19 protein-coding genes are annotated in these 26,468 nt (G+C 63.6%); 5 read left to right on the plus strand and 14 right to left on the minus strand.

The window, feature by feature from the left end; translation table 11 throughout:
• Positions 1–115 precede the first annotated feature (115 nt).
• Positions 116–2,971: a coiled-coil domain-containing protein gene (locus CGL56_RS13125; RefSeq protein WP_143470733.1), complete on the plus strand. Its 2,856-nt coding sequence runs from the start codon at positions 116–118 to the stop codon at positions 2,969–2,971.
• 56 nt (positions 2,972–3,027) lie between these two features.
• Here CGL56_RS13125 and rodA read toward each other — a convergent pair whose 3' ends face one another.
• The 5 genes from rodA to CGL56_RS13150 all read right to left on the minus strand — a co-directional run bounded on the left by rodA (position 3,028) and on the right by CGL56_RS13150 (position 10,068).
• On the minus strand, positions 3,028–4,446 hold the full coding sequence (gene rodA, locus CGL56_RS13130) for a rod shape-determining protein RodA (RefSeq protein WP_099107023.1): 1,419 nt from the start codon (positions 4,444–4,446) through the stop codon (positions 3,028–3,030).
• 7 nt (positions 4,447–4,453) lie between these two features.
• Positions 4,454–4,852, minus strand: a complete 399-nt coding sequence (locus CGL56_RS13135; protein WP_099107024.1) for an SPOR domain-containing protein — start codon at positions 4,850–4,852, stop codon at positions 4,454–4,456.
• A gap of 12 nt (positions 4,853–4,864) precedes the next feature.
• Complete coding sequence (gene deoC, locus CGL56_RS13140) at positions 4,865–5,500, minus strand: deoxyribose-phosphate aldolase (protein WP_099107025.1); 636 nt, start codon at positions 5,498–5,500, stop codon at positions 4,865–4,867.
• Positions 5,501–5,559: 59 nt separating this feature from the next.
• Positions 5,560–8,877, minus strand: coding sequence for a preprotein translocase subunit SecA (gene secA / locus CGL56_RS13145; protein ID WP_099107026.1), 3,318 nt, complete (start codon positions 8,875–8,877; stop codon positions 5,560–5,562).
• A gap of 171 nt (positions 8,878–9,048) precedes the next feature.
• On the minus strand, positions 9,049–10,068 hold the full coding sequence (locus CGL56_RS13150) for a phosphotransferase (RefSeq protein WP_099107027.1): 1,020 nt from the start codon (positions 10,066–10,068) through the stop codon (positions 9,049–9,051).
• Positions 10,069–10,406: 338 nt separating this feature from the next.
• Between CGL56_RS13150 and CGL56_RS13155 the strand changes: the two genes are divergently transcribed.
• From CGL56_RS13155 to CGL56_RS13165, 3 genes are all read left to right on the plus strand, one after another.
• Positions 10,407–11,189, plus strand: a complete 783-nt coding sequence (locus CGL56_RS13155) for a Rossmann-fold NAD(P)-binding domain-containing protein (RefSeq protein ID WP_099107028.1) — start codon at positions 10,407–10,409, stop codon at positions 11,187–11,189.
• On the plus strand, positions 11,186–12,340 hold the full coding sequence (locus tag CGL56_RS13160) for a thioredoxin family protein (protein ID WP_099107029.1): 1,155 nt from the start codon (positions 11,186–11,188) through the stop codon (positions 12,338–12,340). Before CGL56_RS13155 ends, CGL56_RS13160 begins: the two co-directional genes overlap by 4 nt.
• Before the next feature lie 62 nt (positions 12,341–12,402).
• The gene (locus tag CGL56_RS13165; RefSeq protein WP_099107030.1) at positions 12,403–13,638 is read left to right on the plus strand and encodes a T9SS type A sorting domain-containing protein; all 1,236 of its coding nucleotides are present in this window, start codon (positions 12,403–12,405) and stop codon (positions 13,636–13,638) included.
• Positions 13,639–13,702: 64 nt separating this feature from the next.
• Here CGL56_RS13165 and rny read toward each other — a convergent pair whose 3' ends face one another.
• From rny to pheT, 4 genes are all read right to left on the minus strand, one after another.
• Positions 13,703–15,373: a ribonuclease Y gene (gene rny / locus CGL56_RS13170; RefSeq protein WP_099107031.1), complete on the minus strand. Its 1,671-nt coding sequence runs from the start codon at positions 15,371–15,373 to the stop codon at positions 13,703–13,705.
• 30 nt (positions 15,374–15,403) lie between these two features.
• A complete protein-coding gene (locus CGL56_RS13175; protein ID WP_099107032.1) occupies positions 15,404–15,712 on the minus strand; it encodes a cell division protein ZapA in 309 nt (102 codons plus the stop codon).
• A 3-nt stretch (positions 15,713–15,715) separates the two neighbouring features.
• Positions 15,716–16,006 carry a hypothetical protein gene (locus CGL56_RS13180; protein WP_099107033.1) on the minus strand — a complete coding sequence of 97 codons (291 nt, stop codon included), beginning with the start codon at positions 16,004–16,006 and terminating at the stop codon, positions 15,716–15,718.
• A gap of 115 nt (positions 16,007–16,121) precedes the next feature.
• Positions 16,122–18,545, minus strand: a complete 2,424-nt coding sequence (pheT, locus tag CGL56_RS13185) for a phenylalanine--tRNA ligase subunit beta (RefSeq protein ID WP_099107034.1) — start codon at positions 18,543–18,545, stop codon at positions 16,122–16,124.
• A 145-nt stretch (positions 18,546–18,690) separates the two neighbouring features.
• On the opposite strand from pheT, the gene CGL56_RS13190 reads away from it, so the two are divergent.
• A complete protein-coding gene (locus CGL56_RS13190) occupies positions 18,691–19,446 on the plus strand; it encodes a T9SS type A sorting domain-containing protein (RefSeq protein ID WP_099107035.1) in 756 nt (251 codons plus the stop codon).
• 70 nt (positions 19,447–19,516) lie between these two features.
• Here CGL56_RS13190 and CGL56_RS13195 read toward each other — a convergent pair whose 3' ends face one another.
• The 5 genes from CGL56_RS13195 to CGL56_RS13215 form a co-directional block, all read right to left on the minus strand.
• A complete protein-coding gene (locus CGL56_RS13195; RefSeq protein WP_099107036.1) occupies positions 19,517–20,266 on the minus strand; it encodes a tetratricopeptide repeat protein in 750 nt (249 codons plus the stop codon).
• A 140-nt stretch (positions 20,267–20,406) separates the two neighbouring features.
• Positions 20,407–21,465, minus strand: coding sequence for a pyruvate dehydrogenase (acetyl-transferring) E1 component subunit alpha (gene pdhA / locus CGL56_RS13200; protein WP_099107037.1), 1,059 nt, complete (start codon positions 21,463–21,465; stop codon positions 20,407–20,409).
• 126 nt (positions 21,466–21,591) lie between these two features.
• Positions 21,592–24,828 carry a VPS10 domain-containing protein gene (locus tag CGL56_RS13205; protein ID WP_099107038.1) on the minus strand — a complete coding sequence of 1,079 codons (3,237 nt, stop codon included), beginning with the start codon at positions 24,826–24,828 and terminating at the stop codon, positions 21,592–21,594.
• Between the two features lie 105 nt (positions 24,829–24,933).
• Positions 24,934–25,863 carry a 2-hydroxyacid dehydrogenase gene (locus CGL56_RS13210; RefSeq protein WP_099107039.1) on the minus strand — a complete coding sequence of 310 codons (930 nt, stop codon included), beginning with the start codon at positions 25,861–25,863 and terminating at the stop codon, positions 24,934–24,936.
• A complete protein-coding gene (locus CGL56_RS13215) occupies positions 25,860–26,348 on the minus strand; it encodes a VOC family protein (protein WP_209280317.1) in 489 nt (162 codons plus the stop codon). Before CGL56_RS13215 ends, CGL56_RS13210 begins: the two co-directional genes overlap by 4 nt.
• Positions 26,349–26,468: the final 120 nt, after the last annotated feature.

Below are 26,468 nucleotides of genomic sequence, written 5' to 3' on the forward strand. Positions count from 1 at the left end.
ATGTCATTACTCCAGCATATAACCGGCTTTCACACCCGGTAAGCCGGGATATAACGAACATCGGCCGCCCAGATTGACATCAAACAGCATACTCCACTCCTAAAATTAAAACTATATGCGTAATCTTTTACTCCTTACCATATTGCTCCTAACGGCAACCACCGCCAGGAGCCAGGTCAGGGGGGTAAGCTATACCATCGCCCCGTCGGTCAGTTACAACTGGTTCGGCAGCGAATCGGGCCTCGACGACGCCTTCATGTTCGGCGGGCGCTTCGGCTTCGGTTTCGGCGAGTATGTCGAACTCCGCGCCACTTACCTGCAAACCATCGACCAGCAAACCAACTTTGCCGGTCTCGACCTCAATATCGACTCCACCTTCGCCAACAAGGGCGTGGACCTGCGCCGCTACGGCGCCGAGATGAAGCTTAACGTCGGGCGGGGCACCCTGCTGCCCTACCTGCTTTTGGGGGGAGGTATCCAGGATACCCAGCGGGAAGGACTCGAGCGGGCCGAGAACGTTTTCGGCACCGCCGGCTTCGGCCTCACCCTGAGCGCCGCCGACCGCTATACCTTCGGGGTAGAAGGCAAGTACATCGCCTATTCCGGCAATGCCGTCCGCAACCTCTTCGATGAAGTGGAGCGGCAGGCCAACAACCTCGACCTCGACAACTTCGACGCCGATCAGGTGGGCACCTACAGCGTAGCCGCCAACCTGCAGTTCTACCTCGGCGGTCGCCGTCCGGGACAGCTCAGCGACATCGACCAGAAGTACCTGGAAAACTTCCAGGGCGGCATCTCCGGCCTCTCCGTACCCGTGGAACTGGGCTTCGCCAAGGTCAATTGGGACGACGGGCTCATGTACCGCGACGCCTACTACGCCGGTGGTACCGCCGGGTTCAGCTTTGGCCCCCTCATCAGTCTGCGCGGCTTCTACTACCGCGGCATGACGGAAGAGGACATCAACTTTGACTTCGACGACATCGCCCTCTACGGCGGCGACTTCCGCTTCAACCTCAGCCAGGCCTCCTCGGGCCTCGTCCCCTACCTCTCCATCGGCGGCGGCTACATCGACCTGGCCGACGGCTACAACGACAACCTGGAACCCGACGAAACCCCCGCTTCCAGCCAGGGCTTTGCCTCCGGTGGCGGTGGCGTCAACCTGAAGTTCGGCGAACGCGTCCGCCTGAATGGAGGCGTGCGCGCCCTGCTCACCAGTGCCTCCGACCTGGAGGACCTGAACAGCACCGAGCAGCTCACCACCAGCATCATGTACACCACCGGACTCGGCTTCACCCTGGGTGGTCGGGACCGCAAGAATCCCGACGTGGTCCGCACCTCCACCCTGGAGGAACGGCTGGACAACCAGCAGCAGGATTTCGAGCGCCGCGCCGACAGCATCCGCCTCGAGAACCAGCTTGAACTCGCCGCCCTGCGCAGCCGCTACCAGGACACCATCGCCCGCCTGGACGAAGAGCTCCTCGACGCCCTGAACGCCGGCGATGTCGAAACCGCCGCCATCATCAAGGAAGAACAGGCCGAAGCCCTGGCCATCGTGGAAGAGGTAGAGGACCGTCAGCTGGAACTCGCCCTGCGCGATGACCAGCTCAAGTTCGCACGCCAGCAGCAGGAACGCGCCGAGATCGACGCCGCCCTGGGCATCCAGCCCCAGCCGGCTACTGCCGCAGCTCCCCGCGCCCCGGCGGCCAGCCGCAACGAAAGCGTGATCATCCTCCAATCGGAGCAGATCGACCGCCTGATCGACGCCATTGGCCAGCGCAACGCGGCCAGTCCCGGCTCTCCCGACCTGCGCAGCGAGCAGATCTCCGAGATCAACCGCCGCATCGAACGCCTGGAGGACCGGATGAACCAGCCCATGGGACGCATGCGCATCCGCAGCGGGGAACCGATGCCCGACGACGAGCGCATCGAGATCATCGAGCGCCGGATCGAGCGCACCCGCGACGGCGCGGAAATGAGCCCCGAAGCCCGCATCCGCATGCTCGAGCAGCGCCTAGACTCCACCCGCCGGGCCACTTCCGGTGGCGGTACCGCAGGAGCCGACACCCAGGAGCGCATCAACAACCTGGAGCAGCAGCTCGAGCAGCGCCGCAATGATGCAGCCAGCAACAACCTGACCGCCCGGGAGCGCATCGACGAACTCGAGCGGCGGCTCATCGACCGCATCGAGAACATCCAGGAGAACCGCGACGACGACGATTACCGCCAGGAAATGGTTCGCGACCTGACCGACTACCAGAGTGAGATGATGAACGAGATCCGCCAGCTGCGCCGCGACCTCGACGCCGCCAATCGCGAAAATGCCCGCCTGCAACGCGCCCAGGCCGAAGCCCAGGAGCGCATTGACCTCGAACGGGACCAGCTGCGCGCCGAGCGCCGCGCCGCCCGCCGGGACGCCCGCGAGGAATCGGTCACCTACCGCGACACCCTGGGTAATGTCGTTACCCGGCCCGGTACCGTAGGACTGGAAGACATCACCGTCAACACCGGCGGCGTCTTCCTCGCCGACGACAACGCCGAGGGCTTCTTCTCCAACTTTACCTACACCGGAATGTCGGGTACCGCCGGCTTCAACTTCGGCGACGCTACCGGACTGGGCCTTGGCCTGCGGTGGCACTACAAATTAGGTCCCGACCAGCGGGCGGAATTCATGCCGGAAGCTTATTTTGGCATTGGCAGTCCCACTACCTTCGGTATCTTCGGAAACCTGGTGTACCCCATCATCGCCGAGCGTTCGGAGTCGACGGGGCTGATCCCCTACGCCGGTATGGGCATCGGGGCCATGCAGATCAAGGACAGCGAGAACAGCGACCAGCTCAACTTCCGCCCCGCCATCAACCTGTTGGTGGGCACCTACCTGCCGGTAGGCAATGGCCGGGTCTTCGCCGACTTCTCTACCCGCAACTTCTTCAGCGTGAACCAGCTTACGGGCGGTTATCGCTTCAACTTTTAGTGTTCTAATTACCATTGGATCCTCCGTAGGCTTCGGCCTGCGGAGGATTTTTTTTGCTATACCTCGTCGCGGTGCTTGTCCAGCTTGAGCAGTACGGCCAGCATCATGGTAAAGCTGAGCAGGGAGGACCCCCCCTTGGAGATGAAGGGCAGCGGAATCCCGATCACCGGGATCAGCCCCATGGTCATGCCGATATTGACCAGGAAGTGGACCAGCAGGATGCCGGCCACCCCGTAGGCGTAGGCGCGGGCGAAGGTGCGGCGCTGCCGCTCGGCGAGGACGGTGATGCGCCACAGGAGAACGAAAAAGAGGACAATGAGGGTGCCGGCACCCACGAAGCCCTGCTCCTCCCCCACCGCGGAGAAGATGAAGTCGGTCTGCTGCTCCGGCACGTAATCGAAGCGGGTCATGGTACCCTGCTGCAGCCCCCGCCCCGTCACGCCCCCGGCCGCGATGGCCAGCTTGGACTGGAGGAGGTTGTAGTAGGATCCCCGAGGGTCGGCATCCTCGGGGTGGAGCCACACCACCAACCGCTCGTGTTGGTGGGAAGGCAGCAGCTGGTTGGTGTACACGTAGTTGCTGGCGGAGGTAAGGGCCAGGCCCCACAGCAGGAAAAGCAGGCTGACGCCCACCAGCCGGGTATTGCGCTGTAGCAGATGATAGATCGAAGCCGCCAGTAGCGCGGCGGCCAACGCGCCGATCACCGGCCACCCAAACCCGGCCTGGAGGGCAAAGAAGGCCCCGGCACCCGCGGTCACCGCCCCACCTCCCCACAGCAGCGACCGACGCGGCAGGGAAAAGGCGAAAAGGGCCAGACACAGCGACAACAGGGCCACCAGCAGTCCCTCCAGGGAAAAGATGATGCCCAGCACGACCATGAGGGCCGTGAAGCCCCCCAGAATGAAAATGAGCGGATTGAGGCCCTCGCGGTACATCACGAGCAGGAAGCCGGCGAACACCAGGGTAGAGCCCATATCGGGTTGGCCGAGGATGATCACCGCCGGGATCAGCCAGATGAGGGTGGCGTACACTACGGCCCGCAAGCTCTCGAGCTTGCCGCTGTACTGGCTCATGAAGGCGGCCATGGCAAGGCAGGCGCCGAACTTGGCCAACTCACTGGGCTGGAAGGTGAGCCCGCCGACGCTGAACCAGGATCGGGCACCGTTGATCTCCTTGCCGGCCACCAGCACCAGAATGAGCAGCAACACGGTAACGGCGTAGATGGGATAGGCCCCGACGATCCACACCTTGCGGTCGATGAGGTAGTTCGTAACCACCCAGGCTCCGGCCGAGATGAGCACCCAGATAAACTGCTTGCCGACGGGGGAAGCCAGGCGGTCGACCAGGCTGGAAGTGTAGCCCTCGGGGGGCGCCCCGACCGAATTTACCATCAGCAGGCCCGTGGACACGAGGAAGATGTACAGGATGATGGTGGTCACATCCGTACGCGCCCGCTTCAGCGAAATTCTGGCCATGATAGCTTTAATACATCTCGAGCAGCTCCCGCTCGTCTACCTCGGCCTTGACCAGGTAGACGCCTTCGTATTCCCGGCTGAGTCGCTGCCGGAGCCGCTCCGCTTCCTGCCGGGTAAAGAAGGCCCCGGCGCGGAGTTTGTAATAGGGTTTGTTGTGCACCCAGTCCACCGTGACGCTCGGGTAATTCACCTTGAACTCCCGTTCGGTGGTCTCGAGTTTCTGCCGGTCCGTAGTGGCCAGCAGCTGCACGCGCCAGCCGTCGATCTTGTCGTTGCGCTCACACACCGCGGCGAACAGGTCCAGCACGCGGCTGACGTCGGGGTCGGGGGTGATGGCCAGCATCCGCTGGGCCGAGGCCGTGGCCGTAGTCAGGAAGAGGGCGAGCAGACAGACGATGGTGCGCATGGCGGATGGTGCTTATTCGATGATGGCAAGGCCGGAGGAGGTGCCCAGGCGGTCGGCTCCGGCATCCACCAGGGCCTGGGCCTCGGCCTGGGTGCGGATGCCACCGCTCGCCTTGATCTTGATCTCCGGATGTAAGTTAGCCCGCAGGAAGCGAACCTGGTCAACGGTCACTCCGCCCTGTACGCCGGAGCAGGTCTTCACGAAGTCGGGGCGGACGACGTTGCAGATCTCCACCAGTCGGTCGGCTTCCTCTTCGGTAAGAACACCCATTTCCAGGATCAGTTTGCACACCTTGCCCTTCAGGCGGACGGTGGTGGCCATCTGTTCGATCTCCGTCTTGATGTAGTTCCAGTCGCCGGACTTGACGGCGGCGACGTTGATCACGATGTCCAGCTCGTCGGCCCCCTCCTCGATCGAGCGCCGGGCTTCGGCTACCTTGATCGGGGTTTCACAGTATCCGTAGGGAAAGCCGATCACGGTGGCGATGCGCACCTCGGAATCGTTCAGCTCGGTACGGGCCCGGGAGACGAAGTAGGGCGGGATGCACACGGCCCGGAACCCATGGTTCACCGCTTCCCCGCAGAGCCGCCGAATGTCGTCGGCGGTGGCCTGGGGACTCAGAAAAGTATGGTCGATGATCGTGTTCAAGCCGGGAGGGGGTCTGGTGTTAGTAAGCCGTTCGGAAACGGGGGGCAAATATACGTCGCCTACCGCCCATGGCAGTGCTTGAACTTCTTGCCGCTCCCGCAGGGACAGGGGTCGTTGCGGCCGATCTTGGCCGAATCACGCTGGAAGGTTTCTACCTTTTCCGGCTGGCTGGCCGCCTCGGCGGCCTGACGGGCGGCCGCCGCGGCGGGCTCCGGCTCGCTGCTGCGGTTCACCTGGGTGGGCGGTGCCACCACCCTGCGGGGGGCGCGGGCCTCCTGGATGTCGGTAGGCTGGGCAATGACCAGGTCGCCCTTGGCCAGGTAGCTGGTGGTCTTCTCGTTGATGCGGCTGATGAGCTCCTCGAAGAGGTTGTAGGACTCCATCTTGTACACCACCAGGGGGTCCTTCTGCTCGAAGGAGGCCATGTTGGTGGAGGTCTTCAGTTCGTCCATGGAGCGCAGGTGCTCCTTCCAGTTCTCGTCGATGATGGCCAGGGTGACGGCCTTCTCGATGTCCGACTTGATGCTCTTGCCGTCCGTCTCCAGGGCCCGCTCGATGTCGGCCGTAATCTGCAGGGGGTGGGTGCTGCCGTCGGTGAAGGGAATCACGATGCGGCGGTAGCGGCCGGGCTGCTCCTCGTCGACCTTGCGGATATGGGGCATGACGCGCTCGATGAGGGTGCGCATCTTGCCTTCGTAGAAGGCGCGGAACTCCCGCAGCAGGTCGTCGGCCAGGTCATTGGCCTTCTTCTGCTTGAAATCCTCGGCCTTCACCTCCGGCTCGAAGCCGAGCAGGCGCTGGGTGGCCAGGCGGAAGGTTTCGAAGCTGCCGTTCTGCTTGTGGGCGTAGACGATGTCGTCGATGAGACCCTCGAAGGAGTTGTTCAGGTCCAGGCTCAGCCGCTGCCCGCTCAGGGCGTTGTCGCGTTTGCGGTAGATGGCCTCCCGCTGGATGTTCATCACGTCGTCGTACTCCAGCAGCCGCTTGCGGATGCCGAAGTTGTTCTCCTCCACCTTCTTCTGGGCGTTCTCGATCGATTTGGTCACGATGCCGGCCTGGATCACGTCGCCTTCCTTGTGGCCGGCGCGGTCCATCCATTTGGCGATGCGGTCGCTCTGGAAGTAGCGCATGAGCTTGTCTTCCAGGCTGATGTAGAACTGGCTGGAGCCGGGGTCACCCTGGCGTCCGGCACGACCGCGCAGCTGGCGGTCGACGCGGCGGCTGTCGTGGCGCTCGGTGCCCACGATGGCCAGGCCACCGGCCTTCTTCACCTCGTCGCTGATCTTGATGTCGGTACCCCGGCCGGCCATGTTGGTGGCGATGGTCACCTTGCCCGGGCGGCCGGCTTCGGCCACGATGTCGGCTTCTCGCTGGTGCTGCTTGGCGTTCAGCACGTTGTGGTCGATGCCGCGCAACTTCAGCATGCGGCTCAGCTTCTCGCTGATGTCCACCGCGGTGGTACCCACCAGGACGGGGCGGCCGGCGTTGCTGAGGTCGACGATGTCGTCGATGACGGCGTTGAATTTCTCCCGGTCGGTCTTGTAGATCAGGTCGTTGCGATCGTCGCGCTGGATGGGGCGGTTGGTGGGGATGACCACCACGTCCAGCTTGTATATCTCCCAGAATTCCCCGGCTTCGGTTTCGGCCGTACCCGTCATGCCCGACAGTTTGTGGTACATGCGGAAGTAGTTCTGCAGGGTCACCGTGGCGTAGGTCTGGGTGAGTTCCCCCACCTTGACGTTCTCCTTGGCTTCCAGGGCCTGGTGGAGGCCGTCGGAGTAGCGGCGGCCTTCCATCATCCGGCCGGTCTGCTCGTCGACGATCTTCACCTGGCCATCCATCACTACGTACTCGCTGTCGCGCTCGAAGAGGGCGTAGGCCTTCAGCAGCTGGGAGATGGCGTGGAGGCGGTTCGACTTCACGCCGAAGTCCTGGGCCAGCTTGTTCTTGGCCAGGGCCTTCTCCTCCTTGCTCAGGTCCTTGCGGTTGTCCACCTCGGCCATGCTGGTGGCCAGGTCGTTCAGGATGAAGAAGTTTGGGTCTTCGTTGTACTTGCTCAGGAATTCGGTGCCCTTGTCGGTCAGGTCCACCTGGCGGTTCTTCTCGTCGATGGTGAAGTACAGCTCGGCGTCCACCTCCGGCATCCGCTTGTTGTTCTCGGCCATGTAGGTGTTCTCCGTCTTCTGCAGGAGTACCCGGGCACCTTCCGTGGAGAGGAACTTGATCAGCGGGCGGCTCTTGGGGTAGGCGCGGTAGGCCCGGAAAAGGGCGAGGCCGGCCTCGCCTTCCTCGCTACCGTGGTAGCCCTCCTTGAAGAGCCGCTTGGCCTCGGTGAGGAACTTGTGGGCCGTCTTCTGCTGCTGTTCGATCAGCCGCTCGATAGCGGGTTTCAGTTCCAGGTAGTCCTGGTCTTCGGTGTTGGTGGTCACCGGGCCGGAGATGATCAGGGGGGTACGGGCGTCGTCGATGAGCACCGAGTCCACCTCGTCGATCATGGCGAAGTGGTGGTTGCGCTGCACCTTGTCGGCCGTGGCCCGCACCATGTTGTCGCGCAGGTAGTCGAAGCCGAATTCGTTGTTGGTGCCGTAGGTGATGTCGGCGGCGTAGGCCTTCACCCGCTGGGGGCTGTGGGGGCGGTAGAGGTCGATACAGTCGATGCTGAGCTTCAGGAACTGCATCACCGGTCCGATCCACTCCGCGTCACGCTGGGCCAGGTAGTTGTTCACGGTCACCACGTGTACGCCGCGGCCGCTCAGGCCGTTCAGGTAGGCGGGCAGGGTGGCCACCAGGGTCTTACCCTCACCGGTTTGCATCTCGGCGATCTTGCCGTCGTGGAGTACCTGTCCGCCGATCAGCTGTACGTCGTAGTGGACCATGTTCCACTCGATCTCGCCGCCGGCGGCGATCCATTTGTTCTGGTAGACGGCCTGTCCGTTCTCGTCGATCGAGACGTAGTCCTTGCTGGCGGCCAGCTCCCGGTCGGCGTCGGTGGCGGTCACCACCAGTGGGCCTTCCGTAAAGCGGCGGGCGGCCTCCTTCACGGTAGCGAAGGCCCCGGGTAGGATTTCCTTCAGCACCACCTCCAGTTCCTCGTTGCGCTGGTCGCCCAGGCGGTCGACCTCCTTGTAAATCTCGTCCTTGCGGTGGAAGTCCTCTTCGGCCTCCGCCTCGGCACGCAGCCGCTTGATCTCCGCGTCGATCTCCGCCAGGTATTCAGCGATGCGGGCGCGGAAGTCATCCGTCCGCTGCCGCAGCGCGTCGTTGGACAGCGTCGCCAGGCCCTTGTAAATTTCGTTGATTTCATCGACGACGGGCTGATAAGCAGCAACGTCGCGGTCCTGTTTCGAACCGAACAATTTCTTTAGGGCCTTGAACATAGTAAGCTATCTTTTCTAAATTGGAAGGGCGGGTCCGCGGGTTCCGGGCCAAGCCCGGGGGCTAAGATACCGCAAGCCGCCAGCCTGGACAGGCATAATCCGCGCCAATGGGGGTGAAGCGACATTCTGTCACGGGGTCATACTAACGAACTGACCGTGAAGGTGGTTGAACTAGAGCAATCCGGCCCGGGCCCGCTCGAGCAGTTGTTTGCGCTCATCCAGCGAGAGGGTAACGGGCAGCTGGGCGATGCCGATGAGGCGCCGGATGATCTCCACGTAGCAGAAGCTCCGGGTGAGAGAGGCGTCGAAACCTGACGGTTTGTCGTAGTCGGTGTCGATTTGCAGCAGCCGCTTCTCGGGCGCGCGGCTCATCAGCAGATGGGCCATCAGTACGCCCACGTCGAATTCCGGTCGCCCGAGGTGGGCGAATTCCGCGTCAATGACGAATACCCTGCGTTCGGCTCGGAGGAAGCTGCCCGGGTAGAAATCGCCGTGCACCAGACAGGTTCCCCGGCCCAGGTACCGTTGCCCCAGCTCCCGCGCCGCGGCGCGCAAACGCTCGTCGTGCTGGAAGGGCAGGGCCACCTTGGCCAGTCCGGGGTAGATCGCGTCCAGAGGGAAGCCGTTGTCCGGCCGAAACGGCAGGTCAAAGATGTGCTGGTGGTTCAGCTCCTTGAGCGCGCGGTTGTCTTCGAATTCCGGGATGTGGAGGTGGTGCAGCCGGCTGGCGAACTGCAACAGGGTGCTGAGCTGCGACCGGGAGATGTCTTCCTCCTCCTGGTACAGGCTGGTCAGGTCTGGCACTACGCCCAGGTCCTCCAGGATTAAGACGTAATTGCGGGCGTCGGCGCGCAGGATCTCGGGCATCCGCCCCACCAGGAAGTGATCGCCGGCGATGGCCTGGTAAAAATGCCGCTCGACCAGAATGCGGGCCACCGGTGCCTCGATGTCCGGAAAGCGGGCCACCCAGGGTCGACTTTGCTTGACGATAAACTGCCGGCGGTTGGTGATCACCCGCAGGGTGACGTTCATGTTGCCCTCCCCGGCCGGCGTAACGTGGAGGATTTCCTCTCCGGGAATCAGAAAATCCGACTCGGTCAGATAGGCGCTTACCCGTTCCGGTTTGGCCACCGTCAGGAAGTGGGCGCTGCCGGTGAGCCGCCGGAATCGTTCAAAGGGAGTTTCCGCCATACCGCAATGATACGTCAGCGCCCCCGGCCAGGGTTCAATAAAAAAAGAGCCCCGGTGCAGCACCGGGACTCCCGTAACAGGTTGCAAAAAAAGGAAAGGAGGACATTCCGCGCCCTCCTTCCGTAAATACTCACTCAAAACATGTTAAGCCGGTGCCCGCGGGGGGCTGATCCTGGTCGTTGCGACCGTTGCAAAAGTACGCAATTGCCCCGTATTTCGCAATCAAAAAGATTAGATTATTCGCCTTTATCTCCATCTGTAAATATTTTGATTACGCTTCTCCCACCTCTGTCGGCGGGCTTACTTTTGCCCGGACACATCACTAATTCCCCCACTCCATGTCCCTTCCCCAGGTAGCCGTTTTGGGTGCCGGCTGGCTCGGCCTCTCCCTCATTGCAGACTTGTCCTCCGACCGGGGCGTCCGGGGCAGCTACCGTCGCGAGGCGGGCCGCGAAGCCGTGATTCGGGCGGGCGGCGAGCCCTTCATGATCGACCTGCCGGAGTTGGCCGCCCCCCTCGAGGCCTTTTTGGCAGGAGCCAGCAGTCTGGTGATTACCCTTCCCCCCGGCGGACGGAGGCACGGCGAGGCCACCACCGGCCAATACCTGGCGGCCCTTGCACCCCTGCGTGATTTCCTGCGCGATGACCTGCACGTGGTGTACACCAGCAGTACCGGGGTGTACGGTCGGTCGGTAGGTGGCCCGGTTACCGAGGAGACACCCGTGGACCCCGATACTCATTCGGCCAGCGCCGTAGTGGCCGCTGAACGGTGGCTGGCCGATCACTGCTCCACCCTGAGCGTACTGCGGCTGGGTGGGTTGTACGGCCCCGGCCGCGATCCGGTCGACTTTTTCCGCCTGCGGGACGCCATACCCGCTGGTGACGCCCCGGTCAATATGCTTTCCCGGCACGAAGCACTCAGTGCCCTGCGTTTTATCCTCGACACCCGGGCTACCGGGACCTACAACGTCTGCGGCGCGGAACACCCCAGCAAGCGGGAATTTTACGGTAATTTGTTTCGCTCCGCCGGCCGTGCCCCCAAGCCCTTCCTTCCCGGCGGGGCCGGTGGCAAACGCATCGATTCATCTAAACTCCGCCGGCTCGGCTGGCGCACGATATGAAGTACCTCACCCTCCTCCCCCTGCTGCTGTCCCTTTCTCTTTCCGCCCAGGAAAGCGAGGGGATCGTCTTCGCCGAGCAACCCTTCGAAGACCTCCTGGCCCGCGCCCGGGCCGAGGACAAACTCATCTTTATCGACGCCTACACCACCTGGTGCGGCCCCTGCAAGATGATGACCGCCAAGGTATTCCCGGACCCGGAGGTAGGAAAAGTCTACAACGACCGCTTCATCAACGCCAAGTTCAACATGGAACGCGGCGAGGGCATCGACCTGGCCCGCCGCTACTCGGTGGCGGTGTACCCTACCTACCTTTTCGTCAACGGTGAGGGCGAACTGGTGCACCGGGGCATTGGCTACATCCCCAAACCCGCCCTGCTCGAACTGGCCGACGTGGCCGTCTCCGACCTGAGTCTCGGGGCCCTGGAGAACCGCTACCAATCCGGCGACCGCGACCCGGAGTTCATGGCCACCTTCGCCCAGGCCCTGGCGGCCAGCAACGAAGAGGAGCGGGCCGACCGGCTGGTGAGCGACTTCCTCGATACCCAAAAAGACTGGACCACGCCGTCCAACCTCCGCCTGCTCGTCACCAGCCCCGGCCAGGTCGGGAGCCAGCGCATGAACTTCCTCATCGAGCACGCCACCCTCGCGGAAACCACCCTCGAAGCCGGCATCGCCACCCAGACGATCCAGCGCGCCCTGGTCAACGATTACCACCGGCGAAACCGCAAGCGCAGCCTCGTGGCCCCCGAGGAGATTGCCGGCTACTACGCCGAAAACGCCGGAGAGCTGGCCGATCAGCTCCATTCGGCCTACGCCCTGATCTACTACGAGCGCACCGGCGATATGGAAAGCTACCTGCCCCGGGCGATGGAACATTATTCCACCTACCCCAGCGAGGATTACACCGAACTAAACAGCCTCGCGTGGACTTTCTTTGAAGAGAGTGACGATCCCAAGCAGCTGGCCCAGGCCATCGAATGGGCGGAAAAATCCGTAGCCTTGCGTACCTACTACCCCAACCTGGATACCCTGGCCTGGCTCTACCACAAGACCGGGCAGCAGGACAAGGCAGAGGCTACGGCAACCCGCGCTATCGAGTACGCCAAGGCCGATTCCCTGGATTACACCGCCACCCTCAAGATCTTTCAGTAGCCTCCGGCGAAGCCAGGATTCGTCTCCCAGCGGCCCGCCGGTAACCGCAAACCAACGACCCGATGCGCTTCGCCTTCCTGCTTCTCCTCTTCTGCACCTCCCTGACCGCCCAGGACGCCATCGACAGCTCCGGGCACATCATCACCTGTTTCACCCGCGACACCGCGGTCGGGGCCTTCCAGCCCCCCCGCGCGGAATTCGTCGACGGGTCGGCGCCCATCACCACCACCTTTAACCTGGTGTTCACCGACAGCGTCCCCGAAGCGGCCCGCGCCAGCATGCAGTTCGCGGCCGACATCTGGGGCAGCTACCTGCAGTCCGACGTGCCCATCCGCGTAGAGGTCGACTGGCGCGACGAAAAGGACGATCGCCTGCTGGCCAGCGCCGGTCCGAGCACGATCTACCGCGCCTTCCCCGGGGCGGTGGACCCCGACGTCTGGTACCCCGTGGCCCTGGCGGAAGCCATCGTGGGGGAAGACCTGAACGAAACCACCGAAGCGGACATCAACGTCGTGGTGAACAGCACCGCAAACTGGAACTTCAGCACCGACGGCCGGGTGCCCCGCAACCGCATTGACCTCTCCACCGTCTTCCTCCACGAACTGGGCCATGGCCTGGGCTTCCTGAGCAGCGTAGACAGTACCAGCGACACTTCGGTGAGCATCGGCTTCAACAACCGCTTCATCATCTACGACCTGTTCCTGGAGACGCCCCCCGGCCGTTCGCTCGTTGACGCGACCCTCTTCCCAAGTCCCAGTCCGGAATTGTTGGCGGCCGTAATCGAACGGCTCGACTTCGTGGGCGACAGCGCGGTAGCCAAGAACAACGGCGAGCCCGTGCCCCTTTTTGCGCCGGAGACCTTCGACGTGGGCAGCAGCGTCAGCCACCTCGACGAAAACACCTACCGGGCCGGCCGCCCCAATGCCCTGATGACCCCCTCGGTAGCGGCGGGTGAGGCCGTCCACGACCCCGGACCGGTTACCCTGGGCATCCTCTTTGATCTTGGTTGGCCGCTCCGCTTCGACCTGAGCACCTCCGTACCGGAAGTGGTGGCCGGCCGCCTGGGCATCTACCCCAATCCGGCCACCGACCTGGTCCGGCTGTCGCTGGAGGAGGTACTCTCCCCCACCGTGGCCATCCTCTACGGAGCGGACGGGCGTGAGGTACGCCGCCAGGATATTTCCGGCAGCGCAGGCCGGGAAGCGCAGCTGGCGGTCAACGACCTGCCGCCGGGCCTCTACACCCTCTTTGTTCCCGACGGCAACCGGGCGTTCAGCGGCCGGTTGATGGTCCGTTAAAACAGGGCGGCCCGTATTCCTGTCAGGAATACGGGCCGCTTCATTTTTGGCAACTGCCGGAGATTTACCGGGCGTAGGCCACCGACCGGGTTTCCCGGATCACCATCACCTTGATCTGGCCGGGGTACTGCATCGTTTCCTGGATTTCCTGGCTGATCTTGAAGCTCAGTTCGTCGGCGTGCTGGTCGCTCACCTTGTCGGCTTCGACCATGACGCGGAGCTCGCGGCCCGCCTGCATGGCGAAGGCGGAGTTCACCCCTTCGTTCTTCTTGGCGATGTCCTCCAGTTCCTTGATCCGGTTGATGTAGCCTTCCAGGATCTCCCGCCGGGCGCCGGGCCGGGCGCCGCTGATGGCGTCGCAGGCCTGGACGATGGGGGAAATGATGTTGTTCATCTCGATCTCGTCGTGGTGGGCGCCGATGGCGTTGACCACGATGGGGTTCTCGTTCAGCTTCTCGGCCAGCTGCATCCCGTAGAGGGCGTGGCTGAGCTCGCTGTCCTCGTCGGCTACCTTGCCGATGTCGTGGAGCAGTCCGGCCCGCTTGGCCAGTTTCACCTGTTTCTTGTTCAGGCCCATTTCGGCGGCCATAACGGCGCAGAGGTGGGCGGTTTCCACGCTGTGCTTGAGCAGGTTCTGTCCGTAGCTGCTGCGGTACCGCATCCGGCCCACCATGCGGATCAGCTCGGCAGGCAGTCCGTGGATGTCCAGCTCGATGACCGTCTTCTGTCCGATCTCCTTGATGCCCTGCTCGAGTTCCTTGCGGGTCTTGTTGACCACCTCCTCGATGCGGGCGGGGTGGATGCGGCCGTCGCTGACGAGCCGCTTGAGCGACAGGCGGGCGACTTCCCGGCGGATGGGGTCAAAGCTGCTGATGACGATGGTTTCCGGGGTATCGTCGACCACCAGCTCGGCGCCGGTAGCGGCCTCGATGGCCCGGATGTTGCGGCCCTCACGGCCGATGATTTGTCCCTTGACGTTGTCGTTGTCGAGGCTGAAGACCGATACCGTGTTCTCGATGGTCATCTCGGCGCACATCCGCTGGATGGTGTTGATGACCACCTTGCGGGCGTCCTTGGCGGCGTCTTCCTTGGCTTCGGACAGCAGTTCGCGGCGGAGGCTCAGGGCTTCGTTTTCCGATTTGGCGCGTACGTCCTCCAGCAGCCGCTGCTTGGCTTCCGACTGGCTCAGGCCGGCGATGCGTTCCAGCTCGGCGGTGAAGCGCTCGTGCTGGGACTCGAGTTCCTCCTGCTTTTCGCGGGTGCGCTCGATCTCGAGGTCGAGTTCCTGCTTGCGGGATTCGATTTCCTCCTCCCGCTTCTTCAGTCCTTCCTTGGCCTTGAGCACCTCGTCGAGTTCGGCCTTGAAGCCGGCGCGCTCCTCGCGCATGGCGGCCTGCTCCTCCTTGAGGGCTTCGCGTTTCTCGCGGAGTTCGATGAGCTCTTCGGCCTTTTCCTGCTTGAACTCTTCCTTGTAGCGGGCGAATTTCTCGCGGCTTTCCGCGATCTTCTGCTTCTTGAAGGCTTCCTGTTTGTCGCGGTATTCGGCGAAGGTCTTTTCGGCCTTCAGTTCGGCGTCGGCCTGGATCTTCTCGGCTTTCAGCCGGGCGTCGGCCAGGAGTTTTTCGGCTTCCAGCTGGTGGGCATTGTCCTGCTCCTTGGCCTTGCCGCCAAAGATGAAGTAGGCGATCGCTGCGCCTACGAGGAGCCCGATGGCGAGCCCGATGATGATTTCCATTGTCAAATTAAGTTGTAGAAGTGAAGCTCGCTAGAGCATCCCCTCAACTAAGTCGTTCAGCTTCGCGAGCCGCTGGGTCAGTTCCGCGTCGCTGCCGGGGTCGGCTTGCTCGCGGGCGCTGCGCAATTCGCTGGCGTAGGTCAGCAGGGTCATGACCAGGCAATCCTGCTTGTCCCGGTCGCGGTACTTAATCTGAAAGTCGTTGAAGCGATCGTTGATTTCCTTGACGAGGGCGCGCAACCCTTCTTCCTCGGCTTCCGCGACGCGGATGGGATAGGGGCGGCCCGCAATGACCACGCTGATCGGTTTATTATCCTGGGCTGTATCTGCTGCTGCCATGACTTAGTTACGGTGAAGCCAGTCGAGGCAACGGTCGATCTCGCGGAGGCAAAACTGGATGGCCTCCCTTTGGTCGTCGTTGTCGGCTGGTGCTTTCCCGGCAGCGACGGGCTGCTGGGTCTGCGCTAGCTTGTCCTTCAACGCGCTCACGACGCCGAGCTGGCGGTCGAGTTCCCGTTTCAGGTTTTCGTTTTCGGTAACGGTCGCCTCGTGCTGCACCCGTTGGCGCTCTACTTTGGCGGCGAGTTGCCGGAGTTTTATTTCAAGGCCGTCAATTTGGTTTGCCGGTTTCATAATCGTGTGGTGGATAGGTAGTTGAAGGGCCTGGGTTACACCACTGCCGGCAGACCGCCGGAAGGGTGGGAACGCCCGGTCTCCTTCCGCTTGTGTTCCGGGGTAAAGTTATGAATTAACGGCGAACCTCCGCCCCCAGTTGCTTGCCCAGTACGGCCTCCACGCTGCGCATCACCTTTTCCACCTCCTTGTCGGTCAGCGTGCGGGCGTCGCTCTCCAGCAGGAAGCTCACGGCGTAGCTCTTCTTGCCGGCCCCCATCTGCTCCTCGTTGCGGTAAACGTCGAAGAGGTTGATGTCGGTGATGAGCTGCTTTCCGGCCTTGCGGGCCAGCCGCTCGATGTCGGCGAAGGCCACCTCCCGGTTTACCACCAGGGCCAGGTCGCGGCGCACGGTGGGGTATTTACCCGGGGTGGTCACCGCCTGCGGCTTGCGGGGCAGTACGCGCAGCAGGTTGTCCCAGTGGAAATCCGCGAAGAACACCCCGCCCTTCACGTCGGCCTGCTCGAGACGGGCACCCGCGACCGCGCCGAAATCCACCAGCACCAGGGGCCCCTTGTGGTAGCGCAGGCCGTAGCGGTAATCCCCCTCCGGGGCGTCGGCCGTACGGTAGTTGTCGATGCCGAGCCGCTGCAGCACCAGGTGGACGGCCGCCTTCAGGGTGTAGAAGTCGGCGCGGTCGTCCGAGGCGTCGTGCCACGACTCCGGCTGCCGCCGCCCGGTCAGGGTCAGGGTCAGGTGGTTCGTTTCCCGGTAGTCGTCGCCCTCGAGGCGGTAGCTGCGGCCGAATTCGAAGAGGCGCAGGTCGCGCTGGCTGAAGTTGTGGTTGTGGCGCACGGCCTCCAGGGCACCGAAGAGGAGGTCGGGGCGCATGACGTCCAGGTGGACGTTGCTGGTATTGTTGATGCGCACCAGGTCGTCGCGGTCGCCGTAGTGGCGGCCTTCGGCCAGGCTCAGCGCCATCATTTCCAGGTAGCCGTTGGCGGCCAGCAGGTCGCCCACCAGTTCGCGCAGGGCGTTAGGGTCGGGCCGGGGGGCCACCACCATGGCCGTAGTGATCGTGGCCGGCTCGGGAATCTTGTTGAAACCGTAGACGCGCAGGATCTCCTCGATCACGTCTACTTCCCGGGTCACGTCGAACTTGTTGGTTGGTACGGCCACGGTGAATCCGGTGCCGTCGTCGGCCACGATCTCCATGTCCATACTGCCCAGGATGTTGCGGATGGTCGACTCGCCCAGCTCCACCCCGATTAGCTCGTTGATGCGTCGGTAGCGTACGGTGACTCGCCGCGGTTCGATGGGCGTGGGGTAGAGGTCGAGCAGTTTACTGGCTACGCGGCCACCGGCCAGGGACTCCAGTAGCAGAGAGGCCCGCTTGAGGGCGTAGACCACCACGTTGGGGTCGCTGCCCTTCTCGAAGATGCGGGCCGCGTCGGTGCGCAGGCCGTGGCGCATGCTGCTGCGGCGGGTGGTGCCGGGGTCGAAGTGGGCGGACTCGAGAAAGATGCGGGTGGTCGAGTCGCTCACCCCGCTGCTGGCGCCCCCGAATACGCCGGCAATGCACAGGGGTTGGTCGTTGGCGTCGCAGATCATGAGGTCGTCGGCCGAGAGCTTGCGGTCCTCCTCGTCCAGCGACTGGAATTCGGTTCCCTCCGGGAGCTTCCGCACCACGATGCCGTTGCCCCCCAGCTTGTCGACGTCGAAGGCGTGCAGGGGTTGCCCCAGTTCGTGGAGCACGTAGTTGGTCACGTCGACCACGTTGTTGATGGGCCGGACGCCGATGGCGTTCAGGCGGGCGCGGAGCCAGTCGGGACTGGGCTCCACCTTCAGGTTTTCGATGAGCAGGCCGGCGTAGCGGGGGGCCTGGGTGGGGTCTTCTATCCGGACGCTGAACGCGGGTGCCTCACCCTCCGTAAAGGCCGCGACGTCGGGCTTCTCCACCTTGACCTTGCGGCCTTCTTCCACGCTCAGGGCGGCGGCCAGGTCGAAGGCCACGCCAAGGTGGTTGGTCGCGTCGGAGCGGTTGGGCGTCAGGCCGATTTCGTAGACGTAGTCGGTCTCCAGTTCAAATACCTCGGCGGCCGCGGTGCCGGCGGGGTAGGCCTTGTCCAGAACGAGGATGCCGTCGTGGCTGGTGCCCAGACCGAGTTCGTCCTCGGCACAGATCATGCCTTCGCTTACTTCCCCGCGGATCTTGCCCTTCTTGATGGTCAGGGGTTCGCCTTCGGTGGGGTAAAGGGTGGTGCCTACGGTGGCGACCATCACGTGCTGGCCGGCGGCCACGTTGGGGGCTCCGCAGACGATGGACACGGGCTCCGCCCCGCCTACGTCGACGCTGGTGAGCGACAGGCGGTCGGCGCCGGGGTGCTTACCGCAGGTGAGCACCTGGCCTACGACCACGCCTTCGAGGCCGCCGGGGACCGATTCCACCTTTTCCATTCCTTCCACCTCCAGTCCGGTGCCGGTGAGAACCTCGGCAATCCGCGCCGGGGGCAGGTCGATATCGAGGTATTCCTTGAGCCAGTTGAGCGATACTTTCATAGCGCGCAAAGGTAGGGAAGTAATTAAATGTTAAACTCCAAACCCACCCGCCCCGGTGGGGCCCCTTCCCATTAATATTGTTCTCCTGCTTAACCTTGCGGACCGAACACCGTTCCTACCTTGTAGATTGACTCCCCCGCCCGGAATGAAAACCTTCCTTGCCCTGCTGTTCCCCCTCCTGCCCTGCTGCCCCCTGGCGGCCCAGCAAGGGAGTCCGCTGCGGGTGGAACCGGCGGAAATCAGCAAGCAGATCGTGGTGGATAACCTCGACGAAGGATTTGAGGACGTCACCTCGGTAGTGGTGACCAACAACAGCGGCCGCACCATCCAGCTGATGCGGGAGACGGTCAGCCGCCCCCGGCCCCGGGCCTGGACCTACCGGGCCCTGGACCGCGTAAGTCGCGCCACGCCCTACGTCGTTTCCGAGGCCGAGCAGCACAACGGCCGCCACATCAGCCTGGGCCCCGGGCAGTCGGCCACCTTCTACGTGGTCATGCGGCCCGACGGCGTCACCGGGTCGGGCTCCACCGAGATTCGGTTTACCGACCTCACCCTGCCCGGCACCGTACTGGCTACGGCTTCCATCACCACCACGGTGACCCAGCAGGCGCAGACGCCGCCGACGGCCATCGAGACCCGCCCGACGCCCACTACCGTCCGGCTCTACCCGAACCCGGCGGTCGATAAATTTTTCGTGGAGGCGCCCCGCGGCGTCCGCATCGGCCGGGTGGAGGTCACCAATACCCTGGGCCGTCAGATCCGCTCCTTCACCGGCGAGGCCGGCAGCGAGGGCTACGACATCGAGCACCTGCCCGACGGGCTGTACCTGATCTCCATTTTTGACGATGGGGGCAAGAAACTCAAGACCCTCCGCTTGCTGCACCGGCAGTTCGGGGCCTAGTCGCTCCAATAAAAAAGCCCCCCGACGCCAAGGCATCGGGGGGCTTTTTTATTGGGACCATCACCGGGGGCTAGCCCTCCAGTGCGGCAATGTATTTATCGGCCTGGGCGGCTTCGGTGCTGTTGCCGAACTCCGCCTTAAGGCGGCGGAAGGCCGCGAGGGCCTCCTCGTTCCGGCCCTGCTCGCGCAGCAGCAGACCAAGTTTGTTGAGGTAGTAGCCTCCGGTAAGGAAGTTCTTGCCCGACTCGTCCACGGCTTCCCGGTAGGAGCTGATGGCGGCGTCGAAGTCGCCGAGCTCGCTCTGCAGGTCACCCATCACGCCCATCTTCATGGCGGGCAGCAGCTCCCCTTCGGCGTCGAAGTCCTGGAGGTAATCCAGGGCGGCTTCGTACTGCCCGAGGTTCAGGTAGCTGACGGCAACGTAGTAGTTGGCCAGGTTACCGGCTTTGGTGCTGGAGTACTGGTCGGCGATGTCCAGGAAACCGGGGTACCCCTGTCCGGGGTTGGTCAGGGCCAGGCTGAAGCTGTCCTGCTCGAACTGGTACTGGGCCTGCTGCATCTGCTCGGCGGCGTTGCGCTCAGCGGGTCGCTGGATGAAGGTATGATACAGGAGGGCACCGGCAACGATCGCGATGAGGGCCACCACGGCGATGATGATGGGCTTGCGGTTGCGTTCGAAGAAATCGAGACCCTGGTCCCGTACTTCCACGATGTCGACGAGGGTATCGTCTTCCTGTACGCGCACTTGCTCATCACCCGTGGGGCGTCCGCCGCGGGGAGTGCCGGTTGGACGGCGTCCTATATTATTCTTTCTTGCCATAATAAGTGTAAATACGAGCCGCTGCACCCGAGCGCAGCTGGAAAAGTCGCGCAAAGATACGGTAATCCAGCGGAATCCAACCGGATCATTCGCCGGCGATTTCGTCGGCCATCAACGGGAATGGTGAAGGTGAGCTACGCCTAGGTGAGGAAGGGGTACGGCTGGGAGTAGTTGTCGGTGTATAGGTCCGCGGGGTCCGGGTAGGGACTGTCGGCGGCGAACTGGGCCGCTTCGGCGATCTCTGCCTTGACGGCGTCCTTGATGGCCTTGATCTCGGCCTCGGTGGCTACTTCGTTATCCAGGATCAGCTTTTCGGTGACCTTGATGGGGTCGCGGTCCTGGTAGGTTTTCACCTCGTCCTTTTCGCGGTAGCGGGCGGGGTCCGATACGGAGTGGCCCTTGTAGCGGTAGGTCTTGATTTCGAGGTAGTAGGGCCCTTTGCCGGAGCGGATGTGCTCGGCGGCGCGGGATACGGCCTCGTGGACGGCTTCGGGGTCCATGCCGTCGACGCTTTCGCTCGGCATGTCGAAGCTGGCGCCCAGCTTGCTCAGGTCGGTTACGTTGCTGGTCCGCTCCACGCTGGTGCCCATGGCGTAGCCGTTGTTCTCGCAGATGTAGAGGGCGGGGACCTTCCAGGTCATGGCCATGTTCCAGCTTTCCCAGAGGGCACCCTGACGGGCTGCACCGTCGCCGAACATGACGACGCAGAGGTTCTTGGTCTTTTTGTACTTCTCGGCCAGGGCGATGCCGGTGCCGATGGGGATCTGGGCCCCTACGATGCCGTTGCCGCCGTAGTAGTTGTGCTCGCGGCTGAAGAAGTGCATGGAGCCTCCCTTGCCCTTCACTACGCCGGTGGCCTTGCCGTAGAGTTCGGCCATGGCGGCCTTGGTGTCTACTCCCCGACCGATGGCGGTGCCGTGCTGGCGGTAGGCCGTCACAATTCCGTCATCTTTGGTGATGGCGCTTTCGATGCCGGCGGCGACGGCTTCCTGGCCGATGTAGACGTGGCAGAAACCGCGGACGTCCTGCTGGCCGTAGGCCATCAGGGCGCGCTCCTCGAAGCGGCGGATGCGCAACATGAGGGTGTACCATTCCAGGTACTGCTCCTTGCTGTATTTCAATCCTTTAGGTACGCCGTTTTTCTTAGCGGTCGTAGATGCTGCCTTCGGGTCGGCGGTCTTTTTCTGCGCTGTGTCCATACTGAGATAGCGAATTTTCGCTCTTTTCGGGGGTTATACCTGCCTAATATAGCCCACGGCGGGTAATCGGGTTAGGGCTCTATAAGTAACTGCCCGCCGTGGGCCATAGTTTAGGTATCGTAGTTGTTAACGGTGGCTGGCGCCGATGATGTAGGGGGCACCGGCCTGCCGCAGTGCGCGCTGCAGGTCTGGGATGGTCTGGTCGCGCAGGCGCACGATCTCCGGCATCAGCGTCTCCAGGCGGTCGGCGGCGATGCCGAGGCTCCGCCGGTGGTTGCCCGTAGGCCCGTAGGTGGTGGTAAGGCCGCGGTATCCGGTAGAGAAGAAGTCGCTGATCGTGGGGTCGTTTCGCTCCCCTACCTCGTCGCGGCTCGGGCTGCCGTTCACCTTCCGGTTGAGTTCGGTGAGCCGCTGCTGCAGTTGGTAAATCTTGCCGTCGAGTTCACCCGGTTCGGTGGCGGCCCGCTTGAGGGCAACCTCCATGGCGGCCACCTGCTCATTGGCCTGGTCCATGAACTCCTGCACGGCCGCGAGCTGGTCCTGTACGGCGCGTACTTCCTGGCGGTAGGCCTGGTATTCGGCCGGATCGGGGCCCTCGATGGTGGGCTCGTGGAGGGGCTTGACGCGGAAGCTGACGGGGCCCGCCAACTGGCGCACCTCACCGTTTTCCTCTTTCGACAGGGTTACGGAGTACTCACCGGGAGCGGCCAGGGGGCCACTCGACCAACGGCCGCCACCTTCGCCGGTCTGCCCGGGGCGTACGGCGCGGAAGCTGGGGTAACGCAGGTCCCAGGCCGTGCGGTGGAGGCCTTCCTTGGCTTCCCCCTCAATCTTGCGGACGACCTGCCCGTCGGCGTCATAGACCGTCAGCCAGATGGTGGGGGCGGTTTCGTTTTTCTCCGCGTCCAGGGCTTCGTAGCCGGGGAAGGGGATGTTTTTGCCGGCCTTGGCCAGCTCCTTCTCCCGCTCCTTGCGTTGCTTCTCCTTGCTGGTGAAGCCCTCACTGAGGTGGTAGGTGAATACGGCCCCGAAGTCAGGATTGTCGGCGGCGTATACGTTGGCGCCCACGCCGGGGTCATTGTCGCGGGGGCTGTACCACCAGGCGTCGCGGGGCTGGAAGAGGTAGGCTTCCTGCGCCAGGTTGGCGTCGGTCATTTCGCGCAGGGGGCTGTAGTCGTCCAGCACCCAGAAGCTGCGGCCGAAGCTGGCGCCCACCAGGTCGTTCTCCCGCTTCTGGATGGCCAGGTCGCGGAAGGGGATGGTGGGGGTGCCGGCGAGTTTCTTCCATTCCCCTCCCCCGTTCAGGGAGGCGTAGATGCCGTTTTCGGTGCCGATGAACAGCAGGTCCTTCTTCTTGAAGTCCTGTACCAGTCGCCAGACCAGGGTGCGGTCGGGGAGGCTGCTGCCCAGGTTCGTCCAGCTCTTGCCCAGGTCGGTGCTCTTGAAGAGGTAGGGCTTGAAGTCGCCTTCCTTGTGGTTGTCGAGGCTGACGTAGACGGTATTGGCATCGTAGAGGTCGGCCTTTGCGTCGTTGATGAAGGCGCGCTCGGGCACGCCGGGCATGGCCTTCACCATGATTTTCGTCCAGCTGTCGCCGCCGTCCTGGGTCACCTGCAGGATACCGTCGTCGGTGCCGGCCCAGATGAGGCCCTCGCGGACGGGGGATTCCGACAGGGAGGTGATGGTATTGTAGTTCGACATGGCCTTCACATCCCAGGCGTTGTCCCAGCTCTGGGTACCGCCCATGATGGGCAGGGCGAGGCGCTCCTCGTTGCGGGTCAGGTCGCCGCTGATGGGCTGCCAGTCGTCGCCGCGGTTGTCGCTGCGCCATACGCGGTAGCTGGCGAAGTACAGCCGCTTGGGGTCGTGGGGGCTCACCACGATGGGGGCGTCCCAGTTGAAGCGCTCGTGGGGGTCACCTTCCCGGGGCTGAGGCTGTACGAGTACGGGTTCGCCGGTCTTGAGGTCGACGCGGTGCAGGCCACCCTGCTGGGTTTCGGCGTAGATGATGTCGGGGTTACCGGGTTCGGTGGCCGACTGGTGGCCGTCGGCGAAGAGCGTCTTGTACCAGTCGCCGTTCAGGATGCCGGCATCGCTGTCGGTACGGCTCGGGCCGCCGTGGCTGCCGTTGTCCTGGGTACCGCCGAAGATGTGGTAGAATGGCTCGCGGTCGTCGACGGCCACCTTGTAGTACTGGGTGATGGGCATGTTGTCGATGAAGCGCCAGTTCTCGGCCAGGTCGAAGCTTTCGTAGAGGCCGGCGTCGGTGCCGATAAGCAGGTAGTCGGGGTCATCTTCCCGGAACACCAGGGCGTGGTTGTCGGAGTGCTTGCGCTCCTCGCGGAGTTCGCGGAAGTTCTTGCCACCGTCGTCGGTCACCAGTACGCGGACGTTCATCAGGTACAGCCGGTCGAAGGCGTGGGGGCTGGCGTAGAGCTCCTGGTAGTAGTGGGGGCCGGTGCCGCCGCTGACGGTGTTGCTCATCTTTTCCCAGTTGGCGCCCTGGTTCTCGGAGCGCCACACGCCGCCGCTGGTGCGGTCGAGGGTGATGGCCGCGTAGACCACGTCGGGGTTCTGGGGGCTGATAGCGATGCCGATCTTGCCCATGTTGGAGGTGGGCAGCCCGGTGGTGAGCTTCTGCCAGGTCTTGCCGCCGTCGCGGCTGCGGTGGATGCCCGAACCGGGTCCGCCGCCGAGGTAGGCCGCTACGGTGCGGTGGCGCTGCCAAGTGGCGGCGTAGATCACGTCGGGGTTGCGGGGGTCGACCATGATGTCGGTCACCCCGGTCCACTCGTCGTCGCCGAGGGTGCGTTGCCAGCTTTCCCCGCCGTCGGTGGTCATATAGAACCCGCGCTGGCCACCTTTGGACCAGAGGGGCCCCTGGGCGGCTACCCAGACGACATCGGAGTTGTCGGGGTGGACGATGATCTCGGAGATGTGCTCCGAGTCCTTCAATCCCATGTTTTTCCAGGTCTTGCCGGCGTCGTCGCTGCGGTAGAGCCCGTCGCCGTAGCCTACGTGGCGGCCGCCGACGTTCTCGCCGGTACCGAGCCAGATGCGGGCGCTGTTGCTGGGGTCCACGGTGACGGCGCCGGTAGAGTAGCTGGGGTAGTCGTCGAAGATGGGGTCCCAGGTAATGCCGGAATTCTCGGTTTTCCACAGTCCGCCGGAGCCCACGGCCACGTACCAGGTGTGTTCGTCCGTGGGGTCGACGGCAATGTCGGCGATGCGGCCGGAGACGAAGGCGGGGCCCACGTTGCGGAGGGGCATGCCGGTAATTTCTTCCGGTTTGTCGGAAGTGTCCTGGGCGACAAGCAGGCCGCCGAACAGGAAAAGGAGGGGAAAAAGCAGGCGTTTGGTCATGGCAGTATTTTACTGGCTTTAAAATACTACACGGCCCGGCATCTGCAAGTCAGGGGGCGGCGGCGCGCGGGTTCCGGTCCGCAGCGATTGGCCTTCCCAACCCGGTCAGATCCGGTTCACCCGGTACTCCTCCCCGATCGGTTTGCCGTCCAGGAATTCCGCCACGTGGCGCAGCCCGCGCTCCGAAAGCTCATAGAAGGTCAGCTCCGTCAGGCTGGCGGCGTGGGGGGTGATGAGCACGTTCGGGTGGGCCACCAGCTGGCGGACGGTGGCGGCATCGCCGCTCACCATCAGGTCGCTGGCGTAGCCGGCCAGGTGCCCGCTTTGCAGGGCCGCCAGCAGGGCGGGGCCGTCGACCAGTTCGCCGCGGGCGGTATTGATGAGGTAGCTGCCGGCCTTCATTTGCCTGAGGGCATCGGCGCCGATCATACCACGGGTACCGTCGGTGAGTGGCAGGTGGAGGCTTACTACGTCGCACTCCGCCAGCAGTTCGGGCAGTTCCCGGTAGCCCTGGGCCCGGTCACCCGGTTGGCGTGAGCTGTGGCGGACCGACATTCCCAGGGCACCCGCGCCCGCCGCCACCCGCTGGCCGATGTCGCCCTTGCCCACGATGCCCAGCGTAAGGCCGCGCAGTTCGGGGGCCGCGTACTCCAGACGGTAGTCCCAGTTTCCGGCCTTCACTTCGTTGACGAGGCGGTACATGCCGCGCACCAGCAGCAGCATCAGCCCCAGGGTGTGCTCGGCTACGGTGGCCGCGTTGAGGCCGGGCACGTTGAGCACCTGCACGCCCCGCTGGGTGGCGTAGTCCACGTCAATGTTGTTCACCCCTACTCCGTTGCGTACGATGACCTTCAGCCCGGGGCAGCGGTCGATCAGGGCCCGGTCCACCTGTTCCTTCCCGCGCACGACGATGGCCCGGACGGCGGTGAAGTCGGCGGGGTGGTCACCGGCGGGAATGACCTCGAAGCGCTCGGTGGGCAGTTCCTTCAGCGCGCGCTCGTCGACGGGCTCCAGCAAATAAACGAGGTGCTTCATGCCTTGGGGGGATGGTAGAGGGTAGCGTTCTCGGCCTTGTAGCCGCGGAAATCGTTGCGGCCGGAGACGTAAAGTCCCTCGGCGTAGAGCTCGTCCTCAAATATTTTCGGATCGATCTCGTCGCCGGGGAAGGAGGTCAACTCGATCAGGTTACCGGCCGGGTCACGAATGAAGGCCTGCATCGCCCCGTCGGGCAGCCGCCGCACCTTGCCCCAGGGCTCGGTATCGATGCGCCCCTGGGCCTTCATGCGCCAGAACATCTCGCTGAAGTCGTTGACCCGTACGCAGAGGTGGCCGCGGAACGACCGGCTGTCCTCCCACTCGCTCAGGTGCAGCTGGGTGGAGTCGGTAATGCGGAAAAAGGCCGTGGGGTAGTCAAAGACGAAGGCGGGAATGGGCTCCAGCCCCATCTCCTCCTCGTAGAAGCGGGCGGCCTCTTCGAGGTTATCGACGATTAGGGTTACGTGGTTGATTTCTGCGATCATGCTTCAAGGGGTGAAGGAGTGAATTAGTGAAGGAGTGGATTGGGCGGGCCATTTATCCCTCGCTTCGCTCGGGTGGGTGCGTGGCCTTGTCAGGGGGTTAAGGGGCCAAGGGGGGAAGGG

The organism is Neolewinella marina (genome assembly GCF_002631205.1).
GTDB lineage: Bacteria > Bacteroidota > Bacteroidia > Chitinophagales > Saprospiraceae > Neolewinella > Neolewinella marina.